This is a genomic window from Ensifer sp. WSM1721, from assembly GCF_000513895.2.
In the GTDB taxonomy this organism is placed as follows: domain Bacteria; phylum Pseudomonadota; class Alphaproteobacteria; order Rhizobiales; family Rhizobiaceae; genus Sinorhizobium.
The window spans coordinates 488,756-513,955 of record NZ_CP165782.1; the positions used below are offsets into that span (position 1 = coordinate 488,756).

A 25,200-nucleotide genomic window follows, 5' to 3' on the forward strand; every position below is an offset into this window, starting at 1 on the left:
AGAGGAAGATGCCGAATATGGAGCCCGAATAGCGTTCCTCCAGCCCCATGACTCGCCCGTGCAGAAAACGGGCTGCCGCAGTCTCATCTCGATTATGATTGTCGTGCGGAAACAGAAGGACGAGAAGGCTCTTGCTGCCTGCTCGAAGAGTTTAAAGCACGTCACGTCGCTCGGCCGGGTTGTAGCAGCGAATGAAATTCGTGGCGCGGATCGTCTTTACTCGGCGGCTCCGATAGGCGTCTTGACGTACAGCAAAAAGGGCGGCCTCGAGGCCGCCCTTCCTGTCGGATGGTATCCCCTGTGCTAGGCCTGTCGCCCTATCACATCATGTCCATGCCGCCCATGCCGCCCATGCCGCCCGGCATTGCCGGAGCGTCCTTCTTCGGCAGCTCGGCAATCATGGCTTCGGTGGTGATGAGCAGCGAAGCAACCGAAGCTGCGTCCTGCAGAGCGGTACGAACAACCTTGACCGGGTCGATAATGCCCATGGCGATCATGTCGCCATACTCGCCGGTCTGGGCGTTGTAGCCGAAATCGTCGGTGTTCTTCTCGAGGATCTTGCCGACAACGATCGAAGCTTCGTCACCAGCGTTCTCGACGATCTGGCGGGCCGGAGCCTGCAGAGCGCGGCGAACGATGTTGACACCGGCTTCCTGGTCGTCGTTTTCACCCTTTACGGTGATCTTGACGGAAGAGCGCAGCAGGGCGACGCCGCCGCCCGGTACAATGCCTTCCTGAACGGCAGCGCGCGTCGCGTTGAGAGCGTCGTCGATGCGATCCTTCTTTTCCTTCACTTCGACTTCCGTCGCACCGCCGACGCGGATGACGGCAACGCCGCCAGCGAGCTTTGCAAGACGCTCCTGCAGCTTCTCGCGGTCGTAGTCGGAGGTGGTTTCTTCGATCTGGGCCTTGATCTGAGCGACGCGGCCTTCGATGTCGGCCTTCTGGCCGGCGCCGTCGACGATCGTCGTGTTTTCCTTGGAGATCGAAACCTTCTTCGCACGGCCGAGCATGTCGAGCGTGACGTTTTCGAGCTTGATGCCGAGGTCTTCGGAGATCACCGTGCCGCCCGTCAGGATGGCGATGTCTTCGAGCATGGCTTTGCGGCGGTCGCCGAAGCCCGGAGCCTTGACGGCAGCGATCTTCAGGCCGCCACGCAGCTTGTTGACGACGAGCGTAGCAAGAGCCTCGCCTTCGACGTCTTCAGCGATGATGAGGAGCGGCTTTCCGGTCTGGACGACGGCTTCGAGAACCGGGAGCATGGCCTGAAGATTCGAGAGCTTCTTCTCGTGCAGGAGAATGAAAGCGTCTTCGAGGTCGGCGACCATCTTTTCCGGGTTGGTGACGAAGTAGGGCGAGAGATAGCCGCGATCGAACTGCATGCCTTCGACGACTTCGAGTTCGGTCTCGGCGGTCTTGGCTTCTTCAACCGTGATGACGCCTTCGTTGCCGACCTTCTGCATCGCTTCCGCAATGTCGAGGCCGATCTGCTTTTCGCCGTTTGCGGAGATCGTGCCGACCTGCGCAACTTCATCCGAGGTGTTGATCTTCTTCGCCTTGGCGAGGAGGTCCTTGACGACTTCGGCGACGGCGAGGTCGATGCCGCGCTTCAGGTCCATCGGGTTCATGCCGGCAGCAACGGCCTTTGCGCCTTCGCGAACGATCGCCTGGGCGAGAACGGTTGCCGTAGTCGTACCGTCGCCAGCGATGTCGTTGGTCTTCGAAGCGACTTCGCGGACCATCTGGGCGCCCATGTTCTCGAACTTGTCTTCGAGTTCGATTTCCTTGGCGACCGAAACGCCGTCCTTTGTGATGCGCGGAGCGCCGAAGGACTTGTCGATAACGACGTTACGACCCTTCGGGCCGAGCGTTACCTTGACTGCATCGGCGAGGATGTCGACGCCGCGCAGCATCTTTTCGCGCGCAGTACGGCCGAACTTGACTTCTTTAGCTGCCATTTTTGAAAGCTCCTGGTTTCGAAATTCCGGGCAGGCCCGGTTTCAAATTGCGGAAGTTTGGAAAGGGATGCCGGCCGATCAGCCGATGATGCCCATGATGTCGGCTTCCTTCATGATCAGAAGGTCTTCGCCGTTGATCTTGACTTCGGTGCCAGACCACTTGCCGAACAGGACGCGGTCGCCAGCCTTGACGTCGAGCGGAACAACCTTGCCGCTTTCGTCGCGGGCACCCGAACCGACAGCCACGATTTCGCCTTCTTGCGGCTTTTCCTTCGCGGTGTCCGGAATGATGATGCCGCCCTTGGTCTTTTCTTCAGACTCAACGCGGCGGACGACAACGCGGTCGTGCAGCGGACGGAAATTGGTGCTTGCCATTGTCTAATCCCTCGATCAAATGACATTGCGGATCGTTGATAGACCCGGTGGATGGTTGTTAGCACTCATAAATTGCGAGTGCTAGCGCCGCCGAGATAAGGCCGGGTGCGGGAGGAGTCAAGGACAGGCCGCGAGAAATTTTCCCGGCGCCGATCGTTGACAGGCTGGGCCGATCGTCCATGACTTTCGCGGCCGCTCTATGACGCGCTTTGCCGTTGGTTGCCGCCCAGGAGATTGGGTCTCCACGGCGGGCAAAGGGGAAGCGAATGTAAACGCTGAACCACCGAATCCTTGGGAAGGGCGGCGTTTTTCTCTGGGCAAGGCTTGTATTCTTGCCCCTTCCTTGCGATGTCAGCCGGAAAGCCGACTTTGCAGGAAGCCAGCATGGCCGTGAGGATCAACAGTTTTCGGGAAATCGCCGGTCGCTACGACGTGGTGCTTTGCGATGTCTGGGGCGTGCTTCACAACGGCGTCCAGGCTTTCGCATCCGCATGCGAGGCGCTTGCCGAGGCGCGCGCCCAAGGACTGACGGTCGTTCTCATCACCAATTCGCCCCGGCCGCATCCGGGCGTCAAGGTGCAGATCCGCGGCCTCGGCGTTCCCGACGAAGCCTATGACCGTATCGTCACCTCCGGCGACGTGACGCGGGCACTGATCGCCGCGGCTGAGAAGCGTATCTTCTTTATCGGCGCCGATCGCGATCTGCCGTTGCTCGAAGGGCTCGGCACCGAGATCGTCTCCGCCGACGACGCCGAGACGATCGTATGTGCAGGGTTCTACGATGACGAGACCGAGACGCCCGAGCATTACCGCGCGACGCTGACGGGGCTCGCCAAACGCAAGATACCCTTCATCTGCGCCAATCCCGATCTCGTCGTGGAGCGCGGCCACCGTTTGATCCCCTGCGCCGGCGCCATCGCCAAGCTTTACGAAGAGCTCGGCGGTGAGGCCCGCATCGCCGGCAAGCCCTATATCGCCATCTATCGGGCCGCCCTTGCGGAGGCGAAGGCGGCGAGGGGCGCTTTCGATCTTTCGCGCGTCATCGCCATCGGCGACGGCATGCCGACGGATGTTAAGGGTGCGCAGGACGCGGGCTTCGATCTGCTCTATGTCAGCGCGGGCATCCATGCGCAGGAATACATGCATGAGAGCCGCACCGACGAAGCCAAGCTCGCCGCTTTTTTGAGGCAGCACGGGGCCACGCCGAAGTGGTGGATGCCGCGGCTCGGCTGACGGGAAGACGGAGATGACGGTCTTTCATCGCAACGAAACCCGTGATCCGCTTCCGGAGCGCCTGCACGGCGGCGTGATCGCGATCGGCAATTTCGACGGCGTCCACCGCGGCCACCAGTCAGTGCTGAACCGCGCTCTCGACGTAGCCAAAGACCGCGGCGTTCCCGCGCTGGTGCTTACCTTCGAGCCGCATCCGCGCACCGTCTTCCGGCCCGACCAGCCGGTGTTCCGGCTGACGCCGGCGCCGCTGAAAGCCCGTATCCTGGAGGGCATGGGCTTCGGCGCCGTCATCGAATATCCCTTCGACCGGACCTTTTCGGAGCTTTCGGCTTCCGACTTCATTCATCGCATCCTGCGCGAATGGCTGCACGCCTCCCACGTCGTTACCGGTTTTGACTTCCACTTCGGCAAGGGCCGGGAAGGCGGGCCGGCCTTCCTGATGGCGGCCGGGGAAAGGGAGGGCTTCGGTGTCACCCTGGTCGATGCCTTCCGCGACGAGAATGCCGCGGTGATCTCCTCAAGCTTCATAAGGTCCTTGCTCGCCGAAGGCGACGTTTCCCACGCCGCCGGCCTTCTCGGTTACCGCTATACGGTCGAGGCGGAAGTGATCGGCGGCAAGAAGCTCGGGCGCACGCTCGGCTACCCGACCGCGAATATGCGGCTGCCGCCGGAAGTGGAACTGAAGAACGGCATTTACGCCGTGCGGTTCCGCCGGCCGGACGGGTCGCTCCATGACGGCGTCGCGAGCTTCGGTCGCCGTCCGACCGTCGACAGCGACGGCGAGGCTCTGCTCGAAACCTTCGTCTTCGACTTTTCCGGCGACCTCTACGGCGAGGTTTGCGCGGTGTCCTTCTTCGGCCATCTGCGCGACGAGCTGAAATTCGACGGGCTGGAACCGCTGATGGTCCAGATGAAAGAGGACGAGAAGGAGGCGCGCGCGCTTCTTTCCGGCGTTCAGCCGCTGAGCGGGATCGACCGCAGGATCAATTTCGTCTGAGGAAGCTGGGAGAACGCTCACGGCGTTCGCAGCCAAAGAATTCGGGCACCGAAGCTCGCGGACCTTTTCAAAAGGCCGAAAACGCCTTAAAGAACCGGCCACCATGACCCGGCACCGTCGATTGATCGTCGATCAGCGAATTATTGGCCCGGCTTTCCGTGCGCGCTAGGCCGCGCCGGAAGGTCCGGGATTTCGGCGTTTCGCGCCCCCAGCCATCTTCAAGAGACCGATTCTTCCGCATGCGTGACGATCCCGCGCGGAAAAGGCGAATGCAAAGACCATGACAGAGACCGCTGAAAAGATCGATTATTCCTCCACACTCTACTTGCCGCAAACGGAGTTTCCGATGCGCGCCGGCCTGCCGCAGAAGGAGCCGGAAATCGTCGCCCGTTGGCAGAAGATGAAACTCTACAAAAAGCTGCGCGCCTCGGCCGCCGGCCGCGAGAAGTTCGTGCTGCACGACGGACCGCCTTACGCCAACGGCAACATCCATATCGGCCACGCGCTGAACAAGATCCTGAAAGACGTGATCAACCGCTCCTTCCAGATGCGCGGCTACGACGCCAACTACGTTCCGGGTTGGGACTGCCACGGTCTGCCCATCGAATGGAAGATCGAGGAGAAATACCGCGAGAAGGGCCGGAACAAGGATGACGTTCCGGTTAACGAGTTCCGCAAGGAATGCCGCGACTTCGCCAGCGGCTGGATCGAGGTGCAGACGGAGGAGTTCAAGCGTCTCGGCATTGAGGGCGACTTCGAGAATCCGTACACGACGATGAACTTCCACGCCGAGGCCCGCATCGCCGGCGAATTGATCAAGATCGCCAAGGCCGGCCAGCTCTATCGCGGTTCGAAGCCGGTCATGTGGTCGGTCGTCGAGCGCACGGCACTGGCCGAGGCGGAAGTCGAATATGCCGATGTCGAAAGCGATATGATCTGGGTGAAGTTCCCGGTGACCGAAGGGCCGGACGCGCTCGCCGGCGCCTTCGTCGTCATCTGGACGACGACGCCCTGGACCATCCCCGGTAACCGCGCGATCGCCTATTCCTCGCGCTATGCCTACGGTCTCTACGAGGTCGCGACGGCAGAGAACGATTATGGCCCGCAGCCCGGTGAAAAGCTGATCTTCGCCAAGCGGCTCGCCGACGAATCCGCCGCTAAGGCGAAGGTTACGTTCAACTTCGTCCGCGATATCGAAGCGGGCGAGCTGGCGGCGATCATCTGCGCCCATCCGCTGCACGGCCTCGGCGGCGGCTACGCCTTCAAGGTGCCGCTGCTCGATGGCGACCACGTGACCGACGACGCCGGTACCGGCTTCGTGCACACCGCACCCGGCCATGGCCGCGAGGACTTCGAGGCCTGGATGGACAGCGCCCGGGCGCTCGAAGCGCGCGGCATTTCCTCCGCGATCCCATTTACCGTGGACGATGCCGGTTACTTCACGGCTGAGGCGCACGGTTTCGGTCCCGATGCGGAAGGCGGCGCCGGCCGTGTTATCGACGATAAGGGCAAGAAGGGCGATGCCAATGATCGCGTCATCAAGGCGCTGATTGCCCGCCACGCGCTCTTCGCCCGCGGCCGCCTGAAGCACTCCTATCCGCATTCCTGGCGGTCGAAGAAGCCGGTGATCTTCCGCAACACGCCGCAATGGTTTGTCTATATGGACAAGGACTTCGGCGACGGCACGACGTTGCGTTCTCGCGCGCTCAACGCGATCGACGGAACCCGCTTCGTGCCCGGCGCCGGCCAGAACCGCCTGCGTGCGATGATCGAGCAGCGCCCCGACTGGGTACTGTCGCGCCAGCGCGCCTGGGGCGTTCCGATCGCGATCTTCGCCGATGACAGCGGCGAGATCCTCGTCGACGATCAGGTCAATGCCCGCATTCTCGACGCCTTCGAAAAGGAAGGGGCGGACGCCTGGTTCGCGGAAGGTGCCAAGGAACGCTTCCTCGGAAACGACCATGACCATGCCAAATGGCACCAGGTCATGGACATCCTCGACGTCTGGTTCGATTCCGGTTCGACCCACACCTTCACGCTGGAGGACCGACCGGACCTGAAATGGCCGGCGGACGTTTATCTTGAAGGCTCCGACCAGCACCGCGGCTGGTTCCATTCCTCGCTGCTCGAAAGCTGCGCCACGCATGGCCGTGCGCCCTATAACGCCGTTATCACGCATGGTTTCACCATGGATGAGAAGGGCGAGAAAATGTCTAAGTCGAAGGGCAACACCGTCACACCGCAAGAGGTGATGAAGGATGCCGGCGCCGACATCCTGCGGCTCTGGGTGATGACGACGGACTATTGGGAAGACCAGCGCCTCGGCAAGACGATCATCCAGACGAACATCGACGCCTACCGCAAGCTCAGGAACACCATCCGCTGGATGCTCGGCACGCTTGCGCACGACAAGGGCGAAGTGGTCGCGCTTGCCGACATGCCAGAACTCGAGAGGCTGATGCTTCACCGCCTTGCCGAACTCGACCGGCTGGTGCGCGAAGGCTACGACGCCTTTGACTTCAAGCGGATCGCGCGCGCGCTCATCGATTTCTCGAACGTCGAACTGTCTGCCTTCTATTTCGATATCCGCAAGGATGCGCTCTACTGCGATGCGCCGTCGTCGCTGCGACGCCGCGCCGCGCTGCAGGTCATCCGCACCCTGTTCGATTGCCTGGTGACCTGGCTCGCGCCGATGCTGCCCTTTACCGCCGAGGAAGCCTGGCTTTCCCGCAACCCCGAGGCCGTATCTGTGCATCTCGAACAGTTCCCGCTCGTGCCCGCGGAATGGCGCGACGACGCGCTCGCCGAGAAGTGGCGGAAGATCCGCGAAGTCCGCAAGGTGGTGACCGGCGCGCTCGAAATCGAACGCAAGGACAAGCGCATCGGCTCCTCGCTCGAGGCCGCTCCGATCGTCCATATCACCGATCCGGAACTGCGCCAGGCGCTCGACGGTCAGGACTTTGCCGAGATCTGCATCACCTCGGCCATCGAGATCGACGGCAGCGAAGGGCCGGCCGGCGCCTTCACCTTGCCGGAAGTCGCGAAGGTGAGCGTCGTGCCGAAGCTGGCAGAGGGCCGCAAATGCGCCCGCTCCTGGCGAATCACCACGGATGTCGGCTCCGATCCGCTCTATCCGGATGTGTCGGCGCGCGACGCCGCCGCGTTGAGGGAGCTCGGCTTCAAGCCCTGACGGGACGTTTTACCGGGTGAATTGCGCTTGAGGCGTTCATCCGGTACAACCTGCCCGAAATTTGGCGGAATTTTCCGCCAAGGGGCGCTTGAGTGGCCGCGGCAGGCGAGGTGCGGTCGGCTGGAAGGAATTCATGGATATGACGCGAGAGATGCGAGTGTTTGCCGGCATTGCCGTTGTCGTGGCGGGCAGCCTGATGCTTTCCGGCTGCGTCGGCGGCCCCACCTACGGCACCGATAAGACGGCGGGCGAACAGTTGCTCGATGACCTCGGCAGCGCCGTCAGCCTCGCTCCGCCGAAGACGGCTCCTACCAAGTACCAGCCGCGTGCACCTCTCGTGCTGCCGCCGAAGGAGCAGCAGGCCGCGCTGATCGAGCCCCAGAAGTCGCTCGCGAGCCGCGAAGCCAATCCGGCTTGGGTCGAGTCGCCCGAAGAGGTCCGCCAGCGCCTGCGCGAAGAGGCGGACGCCAACAAGACCAACCCCAATTATGTCTCGCCGCTCGCCAAGGCGAACGCCAACGGCCGCCGGCTTTCCGCCAAGGAACAGCAGGAGGCCTATCGCGAGGCCCGCAAGATCGAACAGGGCGCCTATTCCGACAAGCGCCGCTTCCTGAGCGACCCGCCGCTCGAGTATCGCCGCCTGCCCGAAGGCGCTGAAACGGATCTCGGCGAACCGGAAAAGGACAAGGATCGCCGCCGCAAGAAGGAAGCGCAGGTCGCAAACAGCGGCAGAAAGTGGTACTGGCCGTTCTAGGCGAGCTAGGTCGGAACTCAAGCATGGCAATCAGCATTCGCGATGCGGTTCCGGGTGACGCCGAGACGATCCTGCGTTTCATCACGGAACTCGCCACCTATGAAAAGGCCGCCCACGAGGTGGAGGCGACGGTCGAGCGTTTGCGCGGATCACTCTTCGGAACCGATGCGGTCGCGCATGCCGTCATCTGCGAGGCCGACGGCAAGCCTGCCGGCTTTGCCATCTGGTTCTACAGCTATTCCACTTGGCAGGCGCGCAAGGGTCTTTATCTGGAGGACCTTTATGTCTCGCCGGAGTATCGCGGCTCGGGTGCCGGCAAGGCGCTCCTGAAGCATCTGGCGCGGATCGCCATCGCCGAAGGCTGCGGCCGTTTCGAGTGGAGCGTTCTCGACTGGAACGAACCCGCCATTCGCGTCTACGAGGCGGTCGGTGCGGAGCCGATGTCCGAATGGAAGCGCTACCGGCTCGCCGGTGAGGCGTTGGAGGCGCTCGCGGCGGACTGAGCTTCACCGCCGCGCGGCAAAGAATTCCCGAAGAATATCCGCTGCCTCCTGCTCCGCCAGGCCGGAATAGACATCCGGCACATGATGGCAGGTGGGCGAGGCGTAGAACCTGACCCCGTTATCGACGGCGCCGCCTTTCGGATCCTCTGCGCCATAATAGAGGCGGCGGATGCGGGCGAATGAGATCGCGGCCGCGCACATGGTGCAGGGTTCGAGCGTAACATAGAGGTCGGCCCCCGAAAGCCGCTCGTCGCCGACAGCGGCCGCGCCCCGACGGATCACCTCGATCTCGGCGTGCGCGGTAACGTCGTTCAGTTCGCGCGTGCGGTTTCCGGCGGCAGCGATGATCTTGCCGTCGAGCACGAGGACCGCGCCGATCGGCACCTCGCCACGTGCCGCCGCCTTCCGGGCCTCTTGAAGGGCCGCATCCATGAAGCGCGCCGTTTCCGCCATAACTCGTTCAATATTTCTCTTAACCCAAAGCCTTCGACCTGATAGGACAGCCGCAAAAGGCAGGCAACACAAATGACATCGAAAGACAAGCCCACGAAGCCCGGCGGCAAGACGAGGAGCCGGGACAAGAAACCTCATTCGGGAGGCGAGAGCCGCTCCGCCGCGCCCGCCGTTGGGCCGGACGAGCCGCAGCGCATCTCGAAGATCTTGTCGCGTGCGGGCGTTGCATCGCGCCGCGATGTCGAGCGCATGATCATGGAAGGCCGGGTCAAGCTCAATGGAGTGGTACTCGATACGCCGGTCGTAAATGCGACGCTGGCCGATCGCATCGAAGTCGACGGACATCCGATCCGCGGCATCGAGCGCACGCGCCTCTGGCTCTATCACAAGCCGGCGGGCCTCGTTACGACGAATGCCGATCCTGAAGGCCGCCCGACGGTTTTCGAGAACCTGCCCGACGATCTGCCGCGCGTGCTTTCGGTCGGTCGGCTCGACATCAACACCGAGGGCCTGCTTCTGCTCACGAACGACGGTGGGCTTTCCCGCGTGCTGGAGTTGCCCTCGACCGGATGGCTGCGCCGCTATCGCGTTCGGGCGCATGGCGAGATCGACCAGGCCGCGCTCGACCGTTTGAAGGAGGGCATCGCCGTCGACGGCGTCCTCTATGGCGCGATCGAGGCGACCCTTGACAGGGTTCAGGGCTCGAATGTGTGGATCACCATGGGTCTCCGCGAAGGCAAGAACCGCGAGATCAAGAACGTGCTCGGCGCTCTCGGCCTCGACGTGAACCGGCTGATCCGCATTTCCTACGGGCCTTTCCAGCTTGGTGACCTGCCGGTGGGCGAGGTCCAGGAAATCCGCGGCCGTACGCTCCGAGAGCAGCTCGGTCCCCGGCTGATCGCCGACGCCAAGGCGAATTTCGACGCGCCGATCTATAACGACCAGCCGGCTGCGGCCGAAGCCGAGCCGCCTGCTGCCGCCGCGCCCGATCACGGCAAGGCGGACCGCAGCGGGTGGCGCGAAAAGCCGGAGGACAAGCGCGCGCGTGCCCTTGCCCGTCTCGACACGCGCCGCGACGATGGCCGCGACCACGAGCGCGGCAGCCGTAGCCGTGGGAAAGCGGAAGACCGGCCGGCGCGGCCGCCGGTGCGGCGAAGCCGCGCCTCGAACGTCTGGATGGCGCCGGGCGCCCGGCCCGTCGTCGAGAAGAAGGCGAAAGCGGCGGACGATGCCACGTCGAAGCCTGTTCGCGACAAGGGCGCTGAGACGAAGCGGGCTCCCCGCGCCGCAGCCGATGTCTCTGCGAAGGCCGCAGCCGCGCCTGGTGCGGAGGCGAAAGGCCGGACGAAGAAGCCTGGACGTCGCAAGGACGAGTCCGCCGGCGGTTTCGATCGGCGCCGGCCGCTCGATGCCGCAGAACGGAAATCGCGCGATCACGGCGATCGCCCACCGCGCCGCGAGGTCGGCGAGCGCCCGCGCGGTGAGCGCGCTGCGCGTCCAAAAGACGAAGGTCGCGCATTCTCCGCCAAGGCAGGGGAAAGCCGTAAGGATGCGGCACGCCCTCAGCGCCGTGGCGACGAGGCTCGGCCCTCTCACGACCGGCCGCGTGCGAAGCCCGCCGGCGCCAAGCCGTCTGGGGCGAAATCGTCCGCCCCGCGCTCGTCCGGTCCCCGTGACGGCAAACCCAGGGGCGGTAAACCCGGTGGCGGTAAACCCGGTGGCGGCAAACCTGGCGGCGGCAAACCTGGCGGTCGCAGCGGTGGCGGCAGGCCGCGGGGGAAAGGGAAGTAATCGGCCGTGCGTATTGTCGGCGGAGAGTTTCGTGGTCGCACGCTCGCCACACCCAAATCCAACGATATCCGGCCGACCACTGACCGGACGCGCGAGAGCCTTTTCAACATCGTGAGCCATAGCTATCCCGAGGCGCTTGACGGCACTCGGGTACTCGATCTTTTCGCCGGAACGGGTGCCGTCGGGCTCGAGGCCTTGTCGCGCGGCTGCCGACAGGTGCTCTTCGTCGAACAGGGCGTGGAGGGCCGCGGTCTGCTCCGCGTCAATATCGAAACGCTCGGCCTCCAGGGGCGCGCCAAGATCTTTCGCCGCGACGCGACCGATCTCGGCCCGATCGGGACGATGGAGCCGTTTCATCTGGTCTTCGCAGACCCACCCTACGCCCAGGGCCTTGGCGAACGGGCGTTGGAGGCGGCGGCCACCAGCGGATGGCTCGTGCGCGGCGCCTTGGCGATCCTGGAGGAGCGCGCCGACGTACGGCCGCAACTCTCCGCTGCGTTCGAGCCGCTCGACGTGCGCGCATTCGGCGACACGAAAATGCACTTCTACCGGTTTCTTGGCGCCTGAACTACCTTACAGCGCCGTGCGTCTTCAGACGCACAAAGGAAGCTGTGGCACTCCTTAAATCGGCTAGGATTTAAGGAAACATGCAGTAGGGTAAAGGTCTGCGACCGCTGCGCGCATTGTTCTTCCGCCAAGGCGCAAACGGAACGGAGCAGATAATGGAGCAGAACGTATCCTCGCGGCGCGATCTGCCGGAGACGAAAGGCGGACCGACGATCGCGCTCGCGCTCGGCGGCGGCGGCGCGCGGGGTCTTGCCCATATCCATGTCATCGATGCGCTGGACGAGATGGGTGTCCGGCCCACGGCGATCGCCGGCTCGTCGATCGGGGCGCTGATGGGCGCTGGCATGGCCGCCGGCATGAGCGGCAAGGAAATCCGCGATCACGTGTTGGCGACCGTCGGCCACCGCGGCGAAGTGCTCAACCGCCTCTGGCAGTTACGGCCGGCCAGCCTGTCGGAGGCCGTCGCAAGCGGCCTCCGCTTCGGCCAGTTCAACATCGAGCGGGTACTGAAAGCATTTCTGCCCGAAGCTGTTCCAGCCCGCTTTTCCGAGCTCCCTATCCCGCTCAAGGTCGTCGTCACCGACTATTACGGGCAGACGGAACGCGTCTGCGAAAGCGGCGACCTCTATAAGGCGCTCGCGGCCTCCTGCGCCTTGCCGGCGCTTTTCACGCCGGTGAAGATCGATGGCCGCGTCATGATAGACGGTGGCATCTACAACCCGATCCCCTTCGACCATCTCCGGGACGCGGCGGATATCGTCATTGCCGTTGACGTCGTCGGCGGTCCGGATGGAGACGGCAGGACGATCCCGAGCCGCATCGACAGCCTGTTCGGCGCAAGCCAGCTCATGATGCAGTCGATCATCGCCATGAAGATGAAGGCAGGCGCACCTGATATCCTGCTGCGGCCCGATGTCGGCCGCTACCGCGTGCTCGACTTCCTGCGGGCCAAGGAGTTGCTCGCCGCCACGCAGGAGACGAAGGAGCAGGTGAAGCGCGCACTGTCGGAGCGTATCGGAGCGTGGGAGGAGAAGCCGTAGCTCACTCCGCCTTCGCCAGCGTCTCGTCTCCTTGCGGTTGGTCCTCGGAGGGAAGGATCGGCAGGATTCGTTCCTCCGTTTCGGCCGTGTGGTTCACGTCGCGCTTCGGCTTGACCAGCGGCTCCGGTCGGACCGGTCTCGAATGCAGCATGTGGCGGCCGGCCGTGATGCCTTCAGCTTCCTGCAGCACCAGCCGCGCCTCGTCGCGACGGCGAATGTCGTCCATGATCGCGATCGCTTCGTCGCCGTTCACGCCCAGCGTCTCGAGCGTCCTACGGCCGAAGAGCAGGCCGGATTCGAACGTCTCGCGCAGCTCGTAGTCAACGCCGAGCGCACGCAGCTCGAGCGTGTGCAGGCGATCGTAGGAGCGCGCGAAGATGCGGGCGTTCGGATATTCCGCCTTGACGAGGTTGATGATCCTGTCCGTGATTTCCTTCTTCTGCGTGCAGACGGCGACGATCTTTGCCCGTTCGATGCCGGCCGCCCTCAAAACGTCGAGCCGGGTGCCGTCGCCGAAATAGATGCGGAAGCCGAAGGTTGCCGCCTGGCGCACACGCGCGGCGGAGTGGTCGATGATCGTCACCTCGCGGCCGCCGGCAAGCAGGATCTGCGCGGCGATCTGGGCGAAACGGGAAAACCCGATCATCAGCACGTCGGCACCGGCCCCCTCGAAGTCCTCGTCCAGTTCCTCGGCCATTTCGTCCTGCTCGTGCAGCAGCCGTTTCGAAAGCATCGCCGCGACAGGCGTCAGCGCCATCGAGAGCGTGACGATGGCAACGAGCAGCGAGGAAGTGCCTTGCGAGAAGACCCCGGCCGCGGCCGCAGCGGTGAAGAGAACGAAGCCGAATTCACCACCCTGGGGCAGAAGCAGGCCGATCCGAAGCGCATCATTGTGGTGGGAGCCGGTCGCCCGGCAGAGCCCGTAGAGGACGAGGCTCTTGACCGTCATCACCACCGGTACCGCGATGATGATCTGGAGAAAGTTCTCCGCCACGACGCCGAGCTCCAGTGACAGGCCGACGGCCATGAAGAACAGCGCCTGAAGGATACCGCGGAACGGCTCGATATCCGCCTCGAGCTCGTGGCGATAGGAGGATTCCGCGAGTAATACGCCGGCAAGAAAGGCGCCCATCGCCATCGAAAGGCCCGCAAGCTGCATCATCGTCGCCGCGCCCATGACGACGAGCAGCGCGGCCGCGATCATGACGTCGCGTGCCCCCGTGCGCGCGATCACCTGGAAGAGAGGATTGAGCAGATAGCGACCCGCAGCGAACAGCGCCGCGACGGCGGCAACCGCGATCGCGAAGTCCTCGAGAGGCGTGGTCGTGTCTTCCGGCGCCTGCGCCGCCATCAGCGGGATAAGGGCGAGCAGGGGAACGATCGCCAGATCCTGCAGCAGGAGGATGGAGAATGCGCGCTGGCCGTAGCGCGTGTTGGTGTCGTTGCTCTCATCGAGGATCTGCATGGCGAAGGCAGTGGAGGAGAGCGCCAGGCCGAAGCCGGCGATGATGCTTCCGGCCCCTCCGAGAAGACCGCTGAATGTAATAAGGAACGACAGAACGAGGCCGGTGAAGACCACCTGCGCCGTGCCGAGCCCGAAGATATCCCGCCGCATCTGCCACAGCCGCGACGGCTTCAGTTCCAGGCCGATGATGAACAGCAGGAAGACGACGCCAAGTTCCGACACATGGAGAATCTCCTCGCCCTCGGTGATCCGCTGGGCGACCGGGCCGATCAATATGCCGGCTGCAAGATAGCCGAGAATGGTGCCGAGCCCCAGGCGCTTGAACAGCGGTGCTGCGACCACGGCGCCGCCAAGCAGCATAAGCGCCTGGGTATAGAGGATCGGTGTCGTTTCCATGCTCGCGCTTTCATTCAACGGCTAGCGGCGCCACACGATGGCCGCTCGGCCGACTATCATTTTGCTGCTGAGGCGGGAATCATGTCGATGCCCTTGATGCATGCTTCAGTGCACAATAAATGGGGCAGGAATGAAAGGCCAAATCATGTCTGAGATGATCGATTCCGCCGTCCTGGAAACACGTGCCGCAGAGCTCGTCGATCACGCACGCCGGGCCGGGGCGGATGCCGCCGATGCAGTCGTCGTGCGCGGCCGCTCCCGCTCCGTCTCGGTTCGGCTCGGCAAGGTCGAGGCGACGGAAGCTTCCGAGAGCGACGACTTCTCGCTCCGGGTCTTCGTCGGGCGGCGTGTCGCCAGCGTCTCCGCCAATCCCGGCTTCGACCTGAAGGTCCTGGCGGAACGGGCGGTGGCGATGGCGAAAGCCTCCCCCGAGGACCCCTACGCCTCGCTCGCCGATCCCGACCGGCTGGCGAGATCCTATCCGGACCTCGATCTCTTCGATAGCCGCGAGGTTTCGACGGAGGCGTTGACGGAGGCGGCGCTCGCCGCCGAAGAGGCCGCGCTCTCGGTCGCCGGTGTTACCAATTCCAGCGGCGCCAGCGCTTCGGCCGGCATGGGTGGACTGGTCCTCGTCACCTCCCACGGCTTTTCCGGCTCCTATCTGGCGACGCGGTTCGGGCGCTCGGTGAGTGCGATCGCCGGCGCAGGCACGAAGATGGAGCGTGACTACGATTACGACAGCCGGCTCTATTTCGACGAGCTGCGCACTGCCGACGACATCGGCCGCGTTGCCGGCGAGCGGGCGGTGGCGCGCCTGGATCCGCGTCGCGTGCCGACGGCCAAGAATGTGGCCGTCGTCTTCGATCCGCGCGTGGCGCGCGGCTTCGTCGGGCATCTGGCAGCCGCCATCAATGGCGCTTCGGTGGCGCGCAAGACGAGCTTCCTGCGCGACATGATGGGCAAGCAGATCATGAAGGCGGGCATTTCCGTCACCGACGATCCGCTGATCGTCCGCGGCTCCTCTTCACGCCCCTTCGACGGCGAAGGGGTCAGCGGTTCGAAACTGTCGATGGTCGAAGATGGCGTTCTCAGGCACTGGTTCCTGTCCACATCTGCGGCCAAGGAACTGGGGCTCGAAACCAACGGCCGCGGTGTTCGAGGCGGACCGACAGTCAATCCGGCCTCGACCAATCTCGCGCTCGAGCCGGGTTCGATTTCGCGCGAGGATCTGATCCGCGGTGTAGACACCGGCTTCTACGTGACCGAGCTCATCGGCCAGGGCGTCAATATGGTGACGGGCGAATACAGCCGCGGCGCCTCGGGCTTCTGGATCGAGAACGGGGAGATCACTTATCCCGTGTCGGAGGTGACCATCGCCTCCAATCTCAAGCAGATGTTCATGGCCTTGACGCCGGCCGATGATATCGACAGGAAATTCGGCATCGCCGCGCCGACCTTTGCGATCGAAGGCATGACGCTCGCCGGAACATGAATGCGGACGATGCGTTCCGCCAGGAGTTGAAGGTGCGTGGGGCTGGTCCCGCGCGTAAGGATTTGAATGTCAGAAACAGCCCTTTCGATTGTGCCGGCTTGGGACGAGGATCTTGAGCTCATCCTCGCCGCGGCGGTGACGGCTGGCGACACGGCGCTCGGATATTTTCGCACGTCGTTCGGCGTCCATTGGAAGAACGAAGGCCGGTCCCCCGTAAGCGAAGCCGACCTTGCCGCCAACGACATCCTTAAAGGGCGGCTGCTCGCCGCGCGGCCCGATTACGGCTGGCTCTCCGAGGAGACCGACGACGACGAAACCCGTCTCACCCGCGAAACCGTCTTCGTCGTCGATCCGATCGACGGTACCCGTGCCTTCATTTCCGGAAAGGACCTCTGGTGCGTGAGCGTCGCCGTCGTCCATCGGGGGCAGCCGGTGGCGGGCGTTCTCTATGCGCCTGCCCTCGGCGAGGTCTTCCAGGCGACGCTTGACGGCGCGGCACGAAAGAACGGCGACGCGATTGCGGTGCGAGATGCCGGCGACATTCTCAAGGTCGCGATCGCCGAGGACCTGATCGGCAAGCTCGCGCTGCCCTACCGCAAGACGATGTTGCGCGTGTCGCATGTGCCGTCGCTCGCCTACCGCTTGGCGATGATCGCGGACGGCCGCATCGATGGGACGGTCGTCAAGAGGAACTCTCACGACTGGGACCTTGCCGCCGCCGATCTCATCCTTTCGCGCGCCGGCGGGGCGCTTCGTAGCCTCGACGGCGAGCCTCTCTCCTACAATCGCCCGATCGTTACGCATGGCATTCTGGGAGCGGCTTCAGGGTCGGCGCTCTCGGCTTTGCTCGCCGCCTCCAGGCCTCTTGAGCCCCATTGACCTTTACGGGCTAATGCCGCAAACCAACGCCCACACCAAAAAACAGATGGAATTCCGATGGCTCACGATTCCGAGAAAAAACAACGGCTGCATCTCGTCTTCGGCGGAGAGTTGACGACGCTCACCGACGTGCAATTTCGCGACCTCGAAAATCTGGATATCGTCGGCATCTTCCCGGATTACGAGAGTGCCCACGTCGCCTGGAAGGCCAAGGCGCAGATGACCGTGGACAATGCCCACATGCGCTATTTCATCGTCCATATGCATCGCCTGCTTGACCCGGAAAACAAATGATGCCGACGGTGTCGGACGGAGCTGAGGGCAAGCATTCATGAGTAGCCTGCGTGCACGGCTCGCGCTCTCCGGCTATCGCTGGCTGGGTACGGCGATTTACCCCTTCTTCTGGTCTTATCTTGCGCTCCGCGCGGCGAAGGGCAAGGAGGATCCGGCGCGTCGGCGCGAGCGCTACGGCTACGCCAGTGCGCCCCGCCCGCCGGGACCTCTCGTGTGGTTTCATGCCGCCAGCGTCGGCGAGACGGTGGCCGTCACGCCGCTGATCAAAGAGATCCGCCGCCGCGGCATCGCCGTGGTGCTGACTACGGGAACGACGACCTCGGCCAAGGTCGCGGCAGAGCGCCTCGGGTCGACCGTCGTGCACCAATATGTGCCGCTCGACTTCAAACCGGCGGTAAGCCGGTTCCTCGAATACTGGCAGCCGGATCTGGCGATCATCGCCGAATCCGAAATCTGGCCGATGACGATCATCGAACTCGGTCGGCGCCACATTCCGCAGGCCCTCGTCAACGGCCGCCTTTCCGACCGGACCTTCGCCCGCTGGAAGAAGCGGCCGTCGCTCGCGGACGCGCTTTTCGAGAATCTTGCGCTGGTCATCGCCCAGTCCGATGTCGATGCGGATCGTTTCCGCACGCTCGGCGCGTTGCCGGTCATGGTTTCGGGCAATCTCAAAGTCGACACGGATGCTCCGCCGCACGACCCGCGGGCGCTACGCGAATACCGCCAGCAGATCGGTACGCGCAAGACCTGGGCGGCGATCTCCACCTTCGACGGCGAGGAGAATGCGGCCGGCACCGTTCACCAGGCGCTGAAGGATCGCACGAGCCTTTTGACGATCATCGTGCCGCGCCACCCGGAGCGTTGCGACGCCATCGAGGCCGCCCTTGTCGCGAAGGGCCTGAAGGTCGCACGCCGGACGCGCGACGATCCGCTGACGCCCGACGTCGACATATTTCTCGGAGACACGATTGGCGAAATGGGCCTCTATCTGAGGCTCACCGAAGTCGCCTTCGTAGGCCGTTCGCTCTTTGCCGAGGGCGGCCAGAATCCGCTGGAGCCGGCCATGCTCGGCTGTGCGGTGCTTTCGGGCGGCAACGTCCAGAATTTCCGCGAGACCTATCAGATGCTCGCCAAGAACGGCAGCGCCAAGATCGTGCGCGATACCGAGATGCTCGCAAAGGGCGTGAACTACCTGCTCGCCAACGACGACATGCGTCGCTCGATGATCGACGCGGGACTTGAAACCGTGCAACAGATGCGAGGCGCGCTGACGGCGACGATGAAGGGGCTCGAACCCTACATCAATCCGCTGGTGGTGAAAGCGCGGCTGGAGCCGCGCGCGGAAGGCTAGGTAGGGATCGTGGCCGCAACAGACATTGCCGGCATATTGTTCGACAAGGACGGCACCCTGCTCGATTACGTGAAGAGCTGGGTGCCGGTCAACTACGAGCTGGCGCGCATCGCCGCCAAGGGCGACGATGACCTCGCAAGGACGCTGCTTTACGCGGGCGGTATGGACCCGGATACGGGGCTCGTCGCCCCCGACAGCCTGCTTGCTGCCGGAAACACGGTGGAGATTGCTTCCGGCATGGTGGCAGCCGGCGCGCCATTCACGATCGAGGAACTGACCACCCTTTTCGACGGGCTCTTCGCGTGTTCCGCCGATTACGCCGTCCCGGTGACCGACCTCGCCGCCTTTTTTGCCGGATTGCACGCGAAGGGCTATCGCCTCGGTGTCGCATCGAGCGACAACGAGCGCTCGATCCGGGAGACGGCGAAACGCTTCGGTTTCGACAATTACCTGCATTACGTTGCCGGCTATGACAGCGGCTATGGGGTCAAGCCGGAGCCCGGCATGGTGCTCGGATTCTGCACCGCGACGGGGCTCACACCGGAGCAGGTCGCCGTCGTCGGCGACAACAACCACGACATGCATATGGGCCGTAAGGCGGGCGTCGGCATGACGGTCGCAGTGCTGACGGGCACCGGTTCGCGCCAGTCGCTTGCAGACGCCTCGGATCATTGCCTCGCCGATATCACCGAGCTGGAAGCGGTGCTCACCGCCTGACCCGCTTGCCTTTTTTTCCGTTCTGACGTTCTTTGTCGGCGATCATGCCGTCGCCGGCCGTGCGGCGGAGAGTTTCGGGTACAGCCCTCCTGGCCGTGCGGGCAGGGGGCCGGGCAGGCTTTGCGGGTAGAGATGGTTTCTGAAGCGCCTCCGTTCTGGTGGACCAAGGCCGACTGGCGCGCCTATGCTCTTTGGCCGTTCTCCTGGCTCTATGGCCGCATCGCCGGCATGCGCATGGACCGGGCGCGCCGCGCCACGGCGCCCGTGCCGCTCATCTGCGTCGGCAATTTCACCGTCGGCGGCGCGGGAAAGACGCCGACGGCGATCGCGCTCGCGCGGGCCGCCAAGGCGAAAGGTCTGAAGCCGGGTTTCCTGAGCCGCGGCTACGGCGGTTCGCTGGATGTCACAACAATTGTCGACCCGGAACACCATCGCGCTCGCGAGGTCGGCGACGAGCCGCTTCTGCTCGCCCGTGAGGCGCTGACGGTCGTCTGTCGCCGCCGGGTCGAGGGCGCCAGCAAGCTCGCCGCCGAAGGCGCAGACATCATCATCATGGATGACGGCTTCCAGAGTGCGAGACTCGTCTTCGATTTCGCGCTGCTGGTGATCGATTCAGGCCGCGGCATCGGCAACGGCCATCTCGTGCCGTCCGGTCCGGTTCGCGCGCCGATCGGCAACCAGATCCGCCACGCCACCGCGCTTCTGAAGATCGGTCACGACTCTGCCGCCGATCCGCTGATCCGCCGTGCGGCGCGGGCGGGCAAGCCCGTCTACCCGGCCGAGACCGTCCGGACCGACGATGGCTCGCTAGCCGGTGTCAAGGTGCTTGCCTGGGCCGGCATTGCCGATCCGGAGAAGTTTTTTCGGACGGTGCGGGAGACCGGCGCAATCATCGAAGAGACCCGAAGCTTTCCGGATCATCATCACTTCTCCGAGGACGAAGTCGCCGACCTCGTGGATCGCGCCGCACGCCAGGGCCTGACGCTCGTAACGACGGCGAAGGACATAGTTCGCCTGGAGCCCGGTCACGGCCGGGCAGCGGAACTGGCGGCAAAAAGCAGAGTGATCGAGATCGACGTGCGGTTCGACGATCCCGCGGCGCCGGGAAAGATCATCGATGCGGCGCTTGCCGCCGCTCGCGCTCGCCGGCTGCGTGCGCCTAAATCCGGTTAATGCATGTCGCCCAAAAACGCACAACGGTTTTGGGACATGTACAAAACAAGGACCTAACGGCGCTGGTTCGGCAACGCACCGGCGCGCTTCTCGGCCTCCAACGAGGCGGCTGCGTCCACATAGGGCTCCTGGCGCGCGACGCTCCAGTAACGCAGCTCATCGACCGGAATGGCCTTGCCGGTCATAGCACAGACAACGTGCGATCCGGCAAGCACGACCTGAAAGTCGCCGTCGAGATAGCGGATCTTCGCCTCGCGGGAGGAGCTTCCTTCAAAACGGTTCATCATGCCTGCGTCAGCCTCGTCGCCTCTGCATGTTTCCTTAAATCGTAGCCGATTTAAGGATAAAAACATGCAGCAATTCAGAGTGCTACAGCGTCCTTTGCGCGTCTGATAAGACGCGTGGCGCTGTAGTGGATGTCTTGATCTATCCGGCCGCCTCCGAAAAGGCCAGTGGAATTCGGAAAGTTTCCGCCCCCGAAAGGAACGGATACTTAGCTCCGGCCGAAAAGTCGCTCTATGTCGGCGAGCTTGAGCTCGATATAGGTCGGCCGGCCGTGATTGCATTGACCGGAGCCCGGCGTTGCTTCCATCTGGCGAAGCAGCGCGTTCATCTCTTCGGTGCGCAAGCGGCGGCCCGAGCGCACCGAACCGTGGCAGGCCATCGTCGCGGCCAGATATTCAAGCCGGCCTTGAAGACCATTTGCCGTGTCCCATCCGGCGAGCTCGTCGGCAAGCTGCCTTACCAGTCCGGCCGCATCCACCTCACCGAGCATCGCCGGGGTCTCGCGCACGGCGATCGCTCCGGGTCCGAAGCGTTCGATCGAGAGGCCGAGCCGCATGAATTCCTCCGCATGCGCCATCAGTCGCTCGCAGTCGTCTTCCGGCAGGTCGACGATCTCCGGGATGAGAAGCGCCTGGGCCGGCACTGGCCGCGAATGCAGCGCCGCCCGCATCGTTTCGAAGACGAGCCTTTCGTGCGCGGCGTGCTGGTCGACGATGACGAGCCCGTCATCGGTCTGCGCGACGATGTAGTTTTCGTGAAGTTGCGCACGGGCGGCGCCGAGCGGGAAGGAAGGCGCAGGTCCTTCGGCCTGTCTCAACTCGGTCGGCGGTGCGGCTGCCCGCGCCGATGGCTGCGCGAATTCCGTGAACCTTGCCTGCGGCGCCTCGGCGAAACCGTAGGCGGCCTCGTCGAAGCGCATCGGCCGGTAGGGGGAGGCGGCGGCCGTCCAGGGCTCCCGCGGCCCTTGGTGCTCGGGTCTGTAGGCCTCGGGCCGGAAGGCGCGCATCATCGCGCTGGCGCCGGTCGTAGCAGCGCGATCGCCGCCGCGCGCCAGGGCCTCGCGGATCGCGCCGATGATCAACCCTCGGATCAGTCCCGGATCGCGGAAGCGCACGTCCGACTTCGCCGGATGGACGTTGACGTCTACGAGGGCGGGGTCGAGCGTGATCGATAACACCGCGACCGCGTAACGCCCCTGCGGGATGGTCTCGGCATAGGCGGCGCGGATCGCGGAGAGAACGAGCTTGTCCTGAACCGGTCGGCCATTGACGAAGGCATATTGCTGCAGCGAATTGCCGCGATTGAAGGTCGGCACGCCGGCAAAGCCCGTGAGGTGTGCGCCCTCGCGCTCGGCATCGATCTCGATGGCGTTGTCGCGGAAGTCCTTGCCGAGCACCTGCGCCATTCGCGCCAGCCGATCGTCACCCGTCGCAGGAAATTCGAGCGTCGAGCGATCGGAGCCGGAAAGTACGAAACGCACCTTTGGAAAGGCGATCGCCATGCGGCGCACGACTTCGGAAATCGCCGCGGCCTCGGCCTTTTCCGATTTCATGAATTTGAGCCGAGCCGGCGTCGCAAAGAAAAGATCGCGCACTTCCACCACGGTACCGACATTGGCGGCCGATGGGCGCACGGGGTCGCTCCGGCCGCCGGTGACCGCGATCGCCGCGCCTTCTCGCGCCTCTGCCGTCCGCGTGGTGATCGACAGGCGCGCCACCGATCCGATCGAGGGAAGCGCCTCGCCGCGAAAACCGAGCGTGCGGATGTCGATGAGGCTGTCGCTGATCTTGGAGGTGCAGTGGCGGCGGATCGCCAGTTCGAGGTCCGCGGGCGACATGCCGCTGCCATTGTCGGTGACCCGGAGCAGCGTCTTGCCGCCGCCCGCCGTCGCGATCTCGATCCTGGTCGCACCCGCATCGAGTGCATTCTCGATCAGTTCCTTGGCGGCGCTGGCGGGTCGTTCGATGACCTCGCCCGCCGCGATCTGGTTGATGAGCGTTTCGGAGAGTTGCTTAATGGCCATGGCCCATTTTCCAGGATTCGGCGAAAGAGGGAAAGGGCCGCGCGTCCTCTTCTTCGACAACGCCGACTCGAAGACGTCATCCCGGCCGCCCGGGACCCCGGAAAAACGGGACAACGACTTAATCCGGCTTTAACGTTCTGCTGCGATTTTCCACAGCAACCTGAATGACCACGGGTTTGTCTTTGGAGCCGCGCGGCGTTGCTGGACGCCGCCCGTATCCGCCCGAAGAGATGCCGTCCACGGCCAGCCAGCATGTTCCGAAAAGAAACCGCTACTGCATGACCTCGATCGGAACCGGTCCAGAGGCAAAACCGTGCGGTATGCCGAAGCGTTGCAGCGGCTTTAGTGCATTTGATTTGAGATGCACGGGGCTGCGGCGGGAACGAGGACAGCGCGATGAACGATGCGGCGTCGGGCGGCGCGGACATCATGAGGACGGTTCTGGAGGCGAGCAGCGATGCGCTCGGCCTGGCGCTTCTCGTTTGCGGCCGGGACGACACGATCCTTTTTGCGAGCGCCTCGGTGCTGCAGTTCTTCCCTGTTGCCGCGCACATGCTGGTGCCGGGCACGCGGCTGCGCGATTTCCTCGGCGCGGTCTATGATACCGGCGTGCGCCCGGGAACCTTACCGGAGGCGAGTCGGCGCCGGCCAAACCGCGAAGGCTGGATCGCCGAGCACATGACGCTTCATTGGCGCGAACGCTACGAAAGTGTCGAGCGGGCCGGACGGTCGCGCTGGATCTGCCTGCGCAAGCGCCGCCTGTCGAGCGGCATCGGCATTCTTGCCGTCAGCGACATCTCCGAGCAGAAGAAGCGCGACGAACAGCTCCAGACCGATCTCGAACGCGTCGCGCTTACCGAAGACATTCTCGACGCCCAGCCCAATCCGGTCTGCGTCAAGGACCGCAATCTCAACTACATCGCCGTCAACAAGGCCTTTTGCGCCATTCATGATCTCACGCAGGACGCAATCCTCGGGCGCTCCGCCTGGGATCTTGTGGAGGCGGAACTCGCGGAGCGGTTCGAACACTCGGATCGCTACGTCCTGGAGACCGGCAGAACCCACTCGGAGGCCGAGCATATCGTCCGTTCGGACGGCAGCGACCTCTGGGCCGTCACACGCAAATATCGCATCGGCTCGCCCGGTCGCCATTTTGTCGTGACATGCATGAACGACGTGACCGACATCGCCGTATGGTACCATGGCACGGAAGGCGGCGGCGATGCCGGGCTGCAGGTCCGCGACTACAGCATCTTTACGCCGGCCCAGAATTTCTACGATCCCTTCCGGGCCTTGAACGTGCAGCAGCTCGTCGAAGCCGGATCGATGATCGAGACGCTGCCGGCGCGCGGCCTGCGCGTGCTTCTGGCGACGGCGGATCGGCATTTGGAGGAGCGCTTTGTACCCCGCCTGCGCGGCTCCGGCCTCGATGCCTGTGCGGTCCGGAGCGTCAGGGAGCTCGAAGCCTTCGTAGAAGCCGCCGAAAGCCGTGGCTTGAAGCTCGACATTCTTCTGATCGACACTGCGCTTGCGGAAGGGGACCGTGCCATCGCCTCATGGTGCGCCAGTCCGTTCCTTCAGGTTTCCGGCGATATGGACGTAACGGCGCTGCTCGCCGAGACCTTCCGCATCTGTGCCGAGCCCCGGCCGTCACGATTGCCGCTGCCGCAGCCGGACTGGGGCATTGCCCTTGAAGGCGATGTCGCGCCCGTGCAGCATGCTCCGGCGGTGGAGGTGCTGGTCGCCGAGGACAACCAGATCAACCAGTTCGTCTTCGCACAGATTCTCGAGGGGCTCGACGTCTCACATCGGATCGCCGCCGATGGCAAGGAAGCGGTGCAACTTTGGCACGAGCTTCGGCCTGCCCTGGTCCTGATGGATGTATCCATGCCGGTCATGAATGGCTTCGAGGCGGCCGCAGCCATCCGCGAGGCCGAAAAGCGCGTCGGAGGCCGTACGCCGATCGTGGCGGTGACCGCACAAGCGCTCGACATCGATCTGGAGCAATGCAGGGCGTCCGGCATGGACGACTACATCATGAAGCCGGTCAGCCCGGATATGATCGAGGCGGTGCTCCGCAAATACATGCAGCCTGCAGACATGCGTGCGGCGGGCTGACCTCGAGTTTTGCCCGTTCGCGCCCATCGGCACTGTCGACGGTAGATTTCGCAGTGAGGTGATATGGGATTGTTAACCATCGGTCGTCATCGTCCACCGTATGGTTGTCTCGATCGACGCTGTCGCAAGTAGTCCCTTAACGGCGC

General features: G+C 64.0%; 21 protein-coding genes. 15 read left to right on the forward strand and 6 right to left on the reverse strand.

Annotated elements, in window-relative coordinates; translation table 11 throughout:
- Positions 1-320: 320 nt before the first annotated feature.
- Positions 321-1,958, reverse strand: a complete 1,638-nt coding sequence (gene groL, locus M728_RS02360) for a chaperonin GroEL (RefSeq protein ID WP_026613024.1) — start codon at positions 1,956-1,958, stop codon at positions 321-323.
- Positions 1,959-2,036: 78 nt separating this feature from the next.
- The gene (gene groES, locus M728_RS02365) at positions 2,037-2,333 is read right to left on the reverse strand and encodes a co-chaperone GroES (protein WP_012706990.1); all 297 of its coding nucleotides are present in this window, start codon (positions 2,331-2,333) and stop codon (positions 2,037-2,039) included.
- A gap of 384 nt (positions 2,334-2,717) precedes the next feature.
- On the opposite strand from groES, the gene M728_RS02370 reads away from it, so the two are divergent.
- From M728_RS02370 to M728_RS02390, 5 genes are all read left to right on the forward strand, one after another.
- The gene (locus M728_RS02370) at positions 2,718-3,566 is read left to right on the forward strand and encodes a TIGR01459 family HAD-type hydrolase (RefSeq protein WP_026618423.1); all 849 of its coding nucleotides are present in this window, start codon (positions 2,718-2,720) and stop codon (positions 3,564-3,566) included.
- A gap of 13 nt (positions 3,567-3,579) precedes the next feature.
- Positions 3,580-4,563, forward strand: a complete 984-nt coding sequence (locus tag M728_RS02375; protein WP_026618424.1) for a bifunctional riboflavin kinase/FAD synthetase — start codon at positions 3,580-3,582, stop codon at positions 4,561-4,563.
- A 280-nt stretch (positions 4,564-4,843) separates the two neighbouring features.
- Positions 4,844-7,753, forward strand: a complete 2,910-nt coding sequence (gene ileS, locus M728_RS02380; protein ID WP_026618425.1) for an isoleucine--tRNA ligase — start codon at positions 4,844-4,846, stop codon at positions 7,751-7,753.
- Between the two features lie 133 nt (positions 7,754-7,886).
- A complete protein-coding gene (locus M728_RS02385; protein WP_026618426.1) occupies positions 7,887-8,507 on the forward strand; it encodes a hypothetical protein in 621 nt (206 codons plus the stop codon).
- A gap of 23 nt (positions 8,508-8,530) precedes the next feature.
- Positions 8,531-9,010 carry a GNAT family N-acetyltransferase gene (locus M728_RS02390; RefSeq protein WP_026618427.1) on the forward strand — a complete coding sequence of 160 codons (480 nt, stop codon included), beginning with the start codon at positions 8,531-8,533 and terminating at the stop codon, positions 9,008-9,010.
- 3 nt (positions 9,011-9,013) lie between these two features.
- Here the strand turns inward: M728_RS02390 and M728_RS02395 are convergent, their stop codons facing one another.
- The gene (locus tag M728_RS02395; protein ID WP_026618428.1) at positions 9,014-9,463 is read right to left on the reverse strand and encodes a nucleoside deaminase; all 450 of its coding nucleotides are present in this window, start codon (positions 9,461-9,463) and stop codon (positions 9,014-9,016) included.
- A gap of 72 nt (positions 9,464-9,535) precedes the next feature.
- Between M728_RS02395 and M728_RS02400 the strand changes: the two genes are divergently transcribed.
- The 3 genes from M728_RS02400 to M728_RS02410 all read left to right on the forward strand — a co-directional run bounded on the left by M728_RS02400 (position 9,536) and on the right by M728_RS02410 (position 12,861).
- Complete coding sequence (locus tag M728_RS02400; RefSeq protein WP_026618429.1) at positions 9,536-11,254, forward strand: pseudouridine synthase; 1,719 nt, start codon at positions 9,536-9,538, stop codon at positions 11,252-11,254.
- A gap of 6 nt (positions 11,255-11,260) precedes the next feature.
- Entirely contained in the window at positions 11,261-11,821 is a 561-nt protein-coding gene (gene rsmD, locus M728_RS02405; RefSeq protein WP_026618430.1) for a 16S rRNA (guanine(966)-N(2))-methyltransferase RsmD, read from the forward strand.
- A 155-nt stretch (positions 11,822-11,976) separates the two neighbouring features.
- Positions 11,977-12,861: a patatin-like phospholipase family protein gene (locus M728_RS02410; protein WP_026618431.1), complete on the forward strand. Its 885-nt coding sequence runs from the start codon at positions 11,977-11,979 to the stop codon at positions 12,859-12,861.
- Between the two features lies 1 nt (position 12,862).
- Here M728_RS02410 and M728_RS02415 read toward each other — a convergent pair whose 3' ends face one another.
- On the reverse strand, positions 12,863-14,722 hold the full coding sequence (locus M728_RS02415; protein ID WP_026618432.1) for a monovalent cation:proton antiporter-2 (CPA2) family protein: 1,860 nt from the start codon (positions 14,720-14,722) through the stop codon (positions 12,863-12,865).
- A 145-nt stretch (positions 14,723-14,867) separates the two neighbouring features.
- Between M728_RS02415 and M728_RS02420 the strand changes: the two genes are divergently transcribed.
- The 6 genes from M728_RS02420 (at position 14,868) to lpxK (ending at position 20,628) form a co-directional block, all read left to right on the forward strand.
- Positions 14,868-16,214 (forward strand): TldD/PmbA family protein, encoded by a 1,347-nt coding sequence (locus M728_RS02420; protein WP_026618433.1) that lies wholly within the window; start codon positions 14,868-14,870, stop codon positions 16,212-16,214.
- Positions 16,215-16,280: 66 nt separating this feature from the next.
- Positions 16,281-17,093, forward strand: a complete 813-nt coding sequence (locus tag M728_RS02425) for a 3'(2'),5'-bisphosphate nucleotidase CysQ (RefSeq protein ID WP_026618434.1) — start codon at positions 16,281-16,283, stop codon at positions 17,091-17,093.
- A 57-nt stretch (positions 17,094-17,150) separates the two neighbouring features.
- Positions 17,151-17,387, forward strand: a complete 237-nt coding sequence (locus M728_RS02430) for a DUF4170 domain-containing protein (protein WP_026613010.1) — start codon at positions 17,151-17,153, stop codon at positions 17,385-17,387.
- Between the two features lie 37 nt (positions 17,388-17,424).
- Positions 17,425-18,738: a lipid IV(A) 3-deoxy-D-manno-octulosonic acid transferase gene (waaA, locus tag M728_RS02435; RefSeq protein ID WP_026618435.1), complete on the forward strand. Its 1,314-nt coding sequence runs from the start codon at positions 17,425-17,427 to the stop codon at positions 18,736-18,738.
- Positions 18,739-18,747: 9 nt separating this feature from the next.
- Positions 18,748-19,455, forward strand: coding sequence for an HAD family hydrolase (locus tag M728_RS02440; protein ID WP_245269647.1), 708 nt, complete (start codon positions 18,748-18,750; stop codon positions 19,453-19,455).
- A gap of 132 nt (positions 19,456-19,587) precedes the next feature.
- Positions 19,588-20,628, forward strand: a complete 1,041-nt coding sequence (lpxK, locus tag M728_RS02445) for a tetraacyldisaccharide 4'-kinase (protein WP_026618437.1) — start codon at positions 19,588-19,590, stop codon at positions 20,626-20,628.
- Between the two features lie 53 nt (positions 20,629-20,681).
- On the opposite strand, the gene M728_RS02450 is transcribed toward lpxK, so the two are convergent.
- Both M728_RS02450 and mutL read right to left on the reverse strand, forming a co-directional pair.
- A complete protein-coding gene (locus M728_RS02450; protein ID WP_026618438.1) occupies positions 20,682-20,915 on the reverse strand; it encodes a DUF2093 domain-containing protein in 234 nt (77 codons plus the stop codon).
- A 206-nt stretch (positions 20,916-21,121) separates the two neighbouring features.
- A complete protein-coding gene (gene mutL / locus M728_RS02455; protein WP_026618439.1) occupies positions 21,122-22,936 on the reverse strand; it encodes a DNA mismatch repair endonuclease MutL in 1,815 nt (604 codons plus the stop codon).
- 396 nt (positions 22,937-23,332) lie between these two features.
- Between mutL and M728_RS02460 the strand changes: the two genes are divergently transcribed.
- Positions 23,333-25,054, forward strand: a complete 1,722-nt coding sequence (locus M728_RS02460) for a response regulator (RefSeq protein WP_026618440.1) — start codon at positions 23,333-23,335, stop codon at positions 25,052-25,054.
- Positions 25,055-25,200 lie beyond the last annotated feature (146 nt).

Bases quoted from the DNA above. Each gene is read 5' to 3' on its own strand.
- groL (WP_026613024.1), bottom strand. From the start codon at position 1,958: ATGGCAGCTAAAGAAGTCAAGTTCGGCCGTACTGCGCGCGAAAAGATG.
- groES (WP_012706990.1), bottom strand. From the start codon at position 2,333: ATGGCAAGCACCAATTTCCGTCCGCTGCACGACCGCGTTGTCGTCCGC.
- M728_RS02370 (WP_026618423.1), top strand. From the start codon at position 2,718: ATGGCCGTGAGGATCAACAGTTTTCGGGAAATCGCCGGTCGCTACGAC.
- M728_RS02375 (WP_026618424.1), top strand. From the start codon at position 3,580: ATGACGGTCTTTCATCGCAACGAAACCCGTGATCCGCTTCCGGAGCGC.
- ileS (WP_026618425.1), top strand. From the start codon at position 4,844: ATGACAGAGACCGCTGAAAAGATCGATTATTCCTCCACACTCTACTTG.
- M728_RS02385 (WP_026618426.1), top strand. From the start codon at position 7,887: ATGGATATGACGCGAGAGATGCGAGTGTTTGCCGGCATTGCCGTTGTC.
- M728_RS02390 (WP_026618427.1), top strand. From the start codon at position 8,531: ATGGCAATCAGCATTCGCGATGCGGTTCCGGGTGACGCCGAGACGATC.
- M728_RS02395 (WP_026618428.1), bottom strand. From the start codon at position 9,463: ATGGCGGAAACGGCGCGCTTCATGGATGCGGCCCTTCAAGAGGCCCGG.
- M728_RS02400 (WP_026618429.1), top strand. From the start codon at position 9,536: ATGACATCGAAAGACAAGCCCACGAAGCCCGGCGGCAAGACGAGGAGC.
- M728_RS02410 (WP_026618431.1), top strand. From the start codon at position 11,977: ATGGAGCAGAACGTATCCTCGCGGCGCGATCTGCCGGAGACGAAAGGC.
- M728_RS02415 (WP_026618432.1), bottom strand. From the start codon at position 14,722: ATGGAAACGACACCGATCCTCTATACCCAGGCGCTTATGCTGCTTGGC.
- M728_RS02420 (WP_026618433.1), top strand. From the start codon at position 14,868: ATGTCTGAGATGATCGATTCCGCCGTCCTGGAAACACGTGCCGCAGAG.
- M728_RS02425 (WP_026618434.1), top strand. From the start codon at position 16,281: ATGTCAGAAACAGCCCTTTCGATTGTGCCGGCTTGGGACGAGGATCTT.
- M728_RS02430 (WP_026613010.1), top strand. From the start codon at position 17,151: ATGGCTCACGATTCCGAGAAAAAACAACGGCTGCATCTCGTCTTCGGC.
- waaA (WP_026618435.1), top strand. From the start codon at position 17,425: ATGAGTAGCCTGCGTGCACGGCTCGCGCTCTCCGGCTATCGCTGGCTG.
- lpxK (WP_026618437.1), top strand. From the start codon at position 19,588: ATGGTTTCTGAAGCGCCTCCGTTCTGGTGGACCAAGGCCGACTGGCGC.
- M728_RS02450 (WP_026618438.1), bottom strand. From the start codon at position 20,915: ATGATGAACCGTTTTGAAGGAAGCTCCTCCCGCGAGGCGAAGATCCGC.
- mutL (WP_026618439.1), bottom strand. From the start codon at position 22,936: ATGGCCATTAAGCAACTCTCCGAAACGCTCATCAACCAGATCGCGGCG.
- M728_RS02460 (WP_026618440.1), top strand. From the start codon at position 23,333: ATGAACGATGCGGCGTCGGGCGGCGCGGACATCATGAGGACGGTTCTG.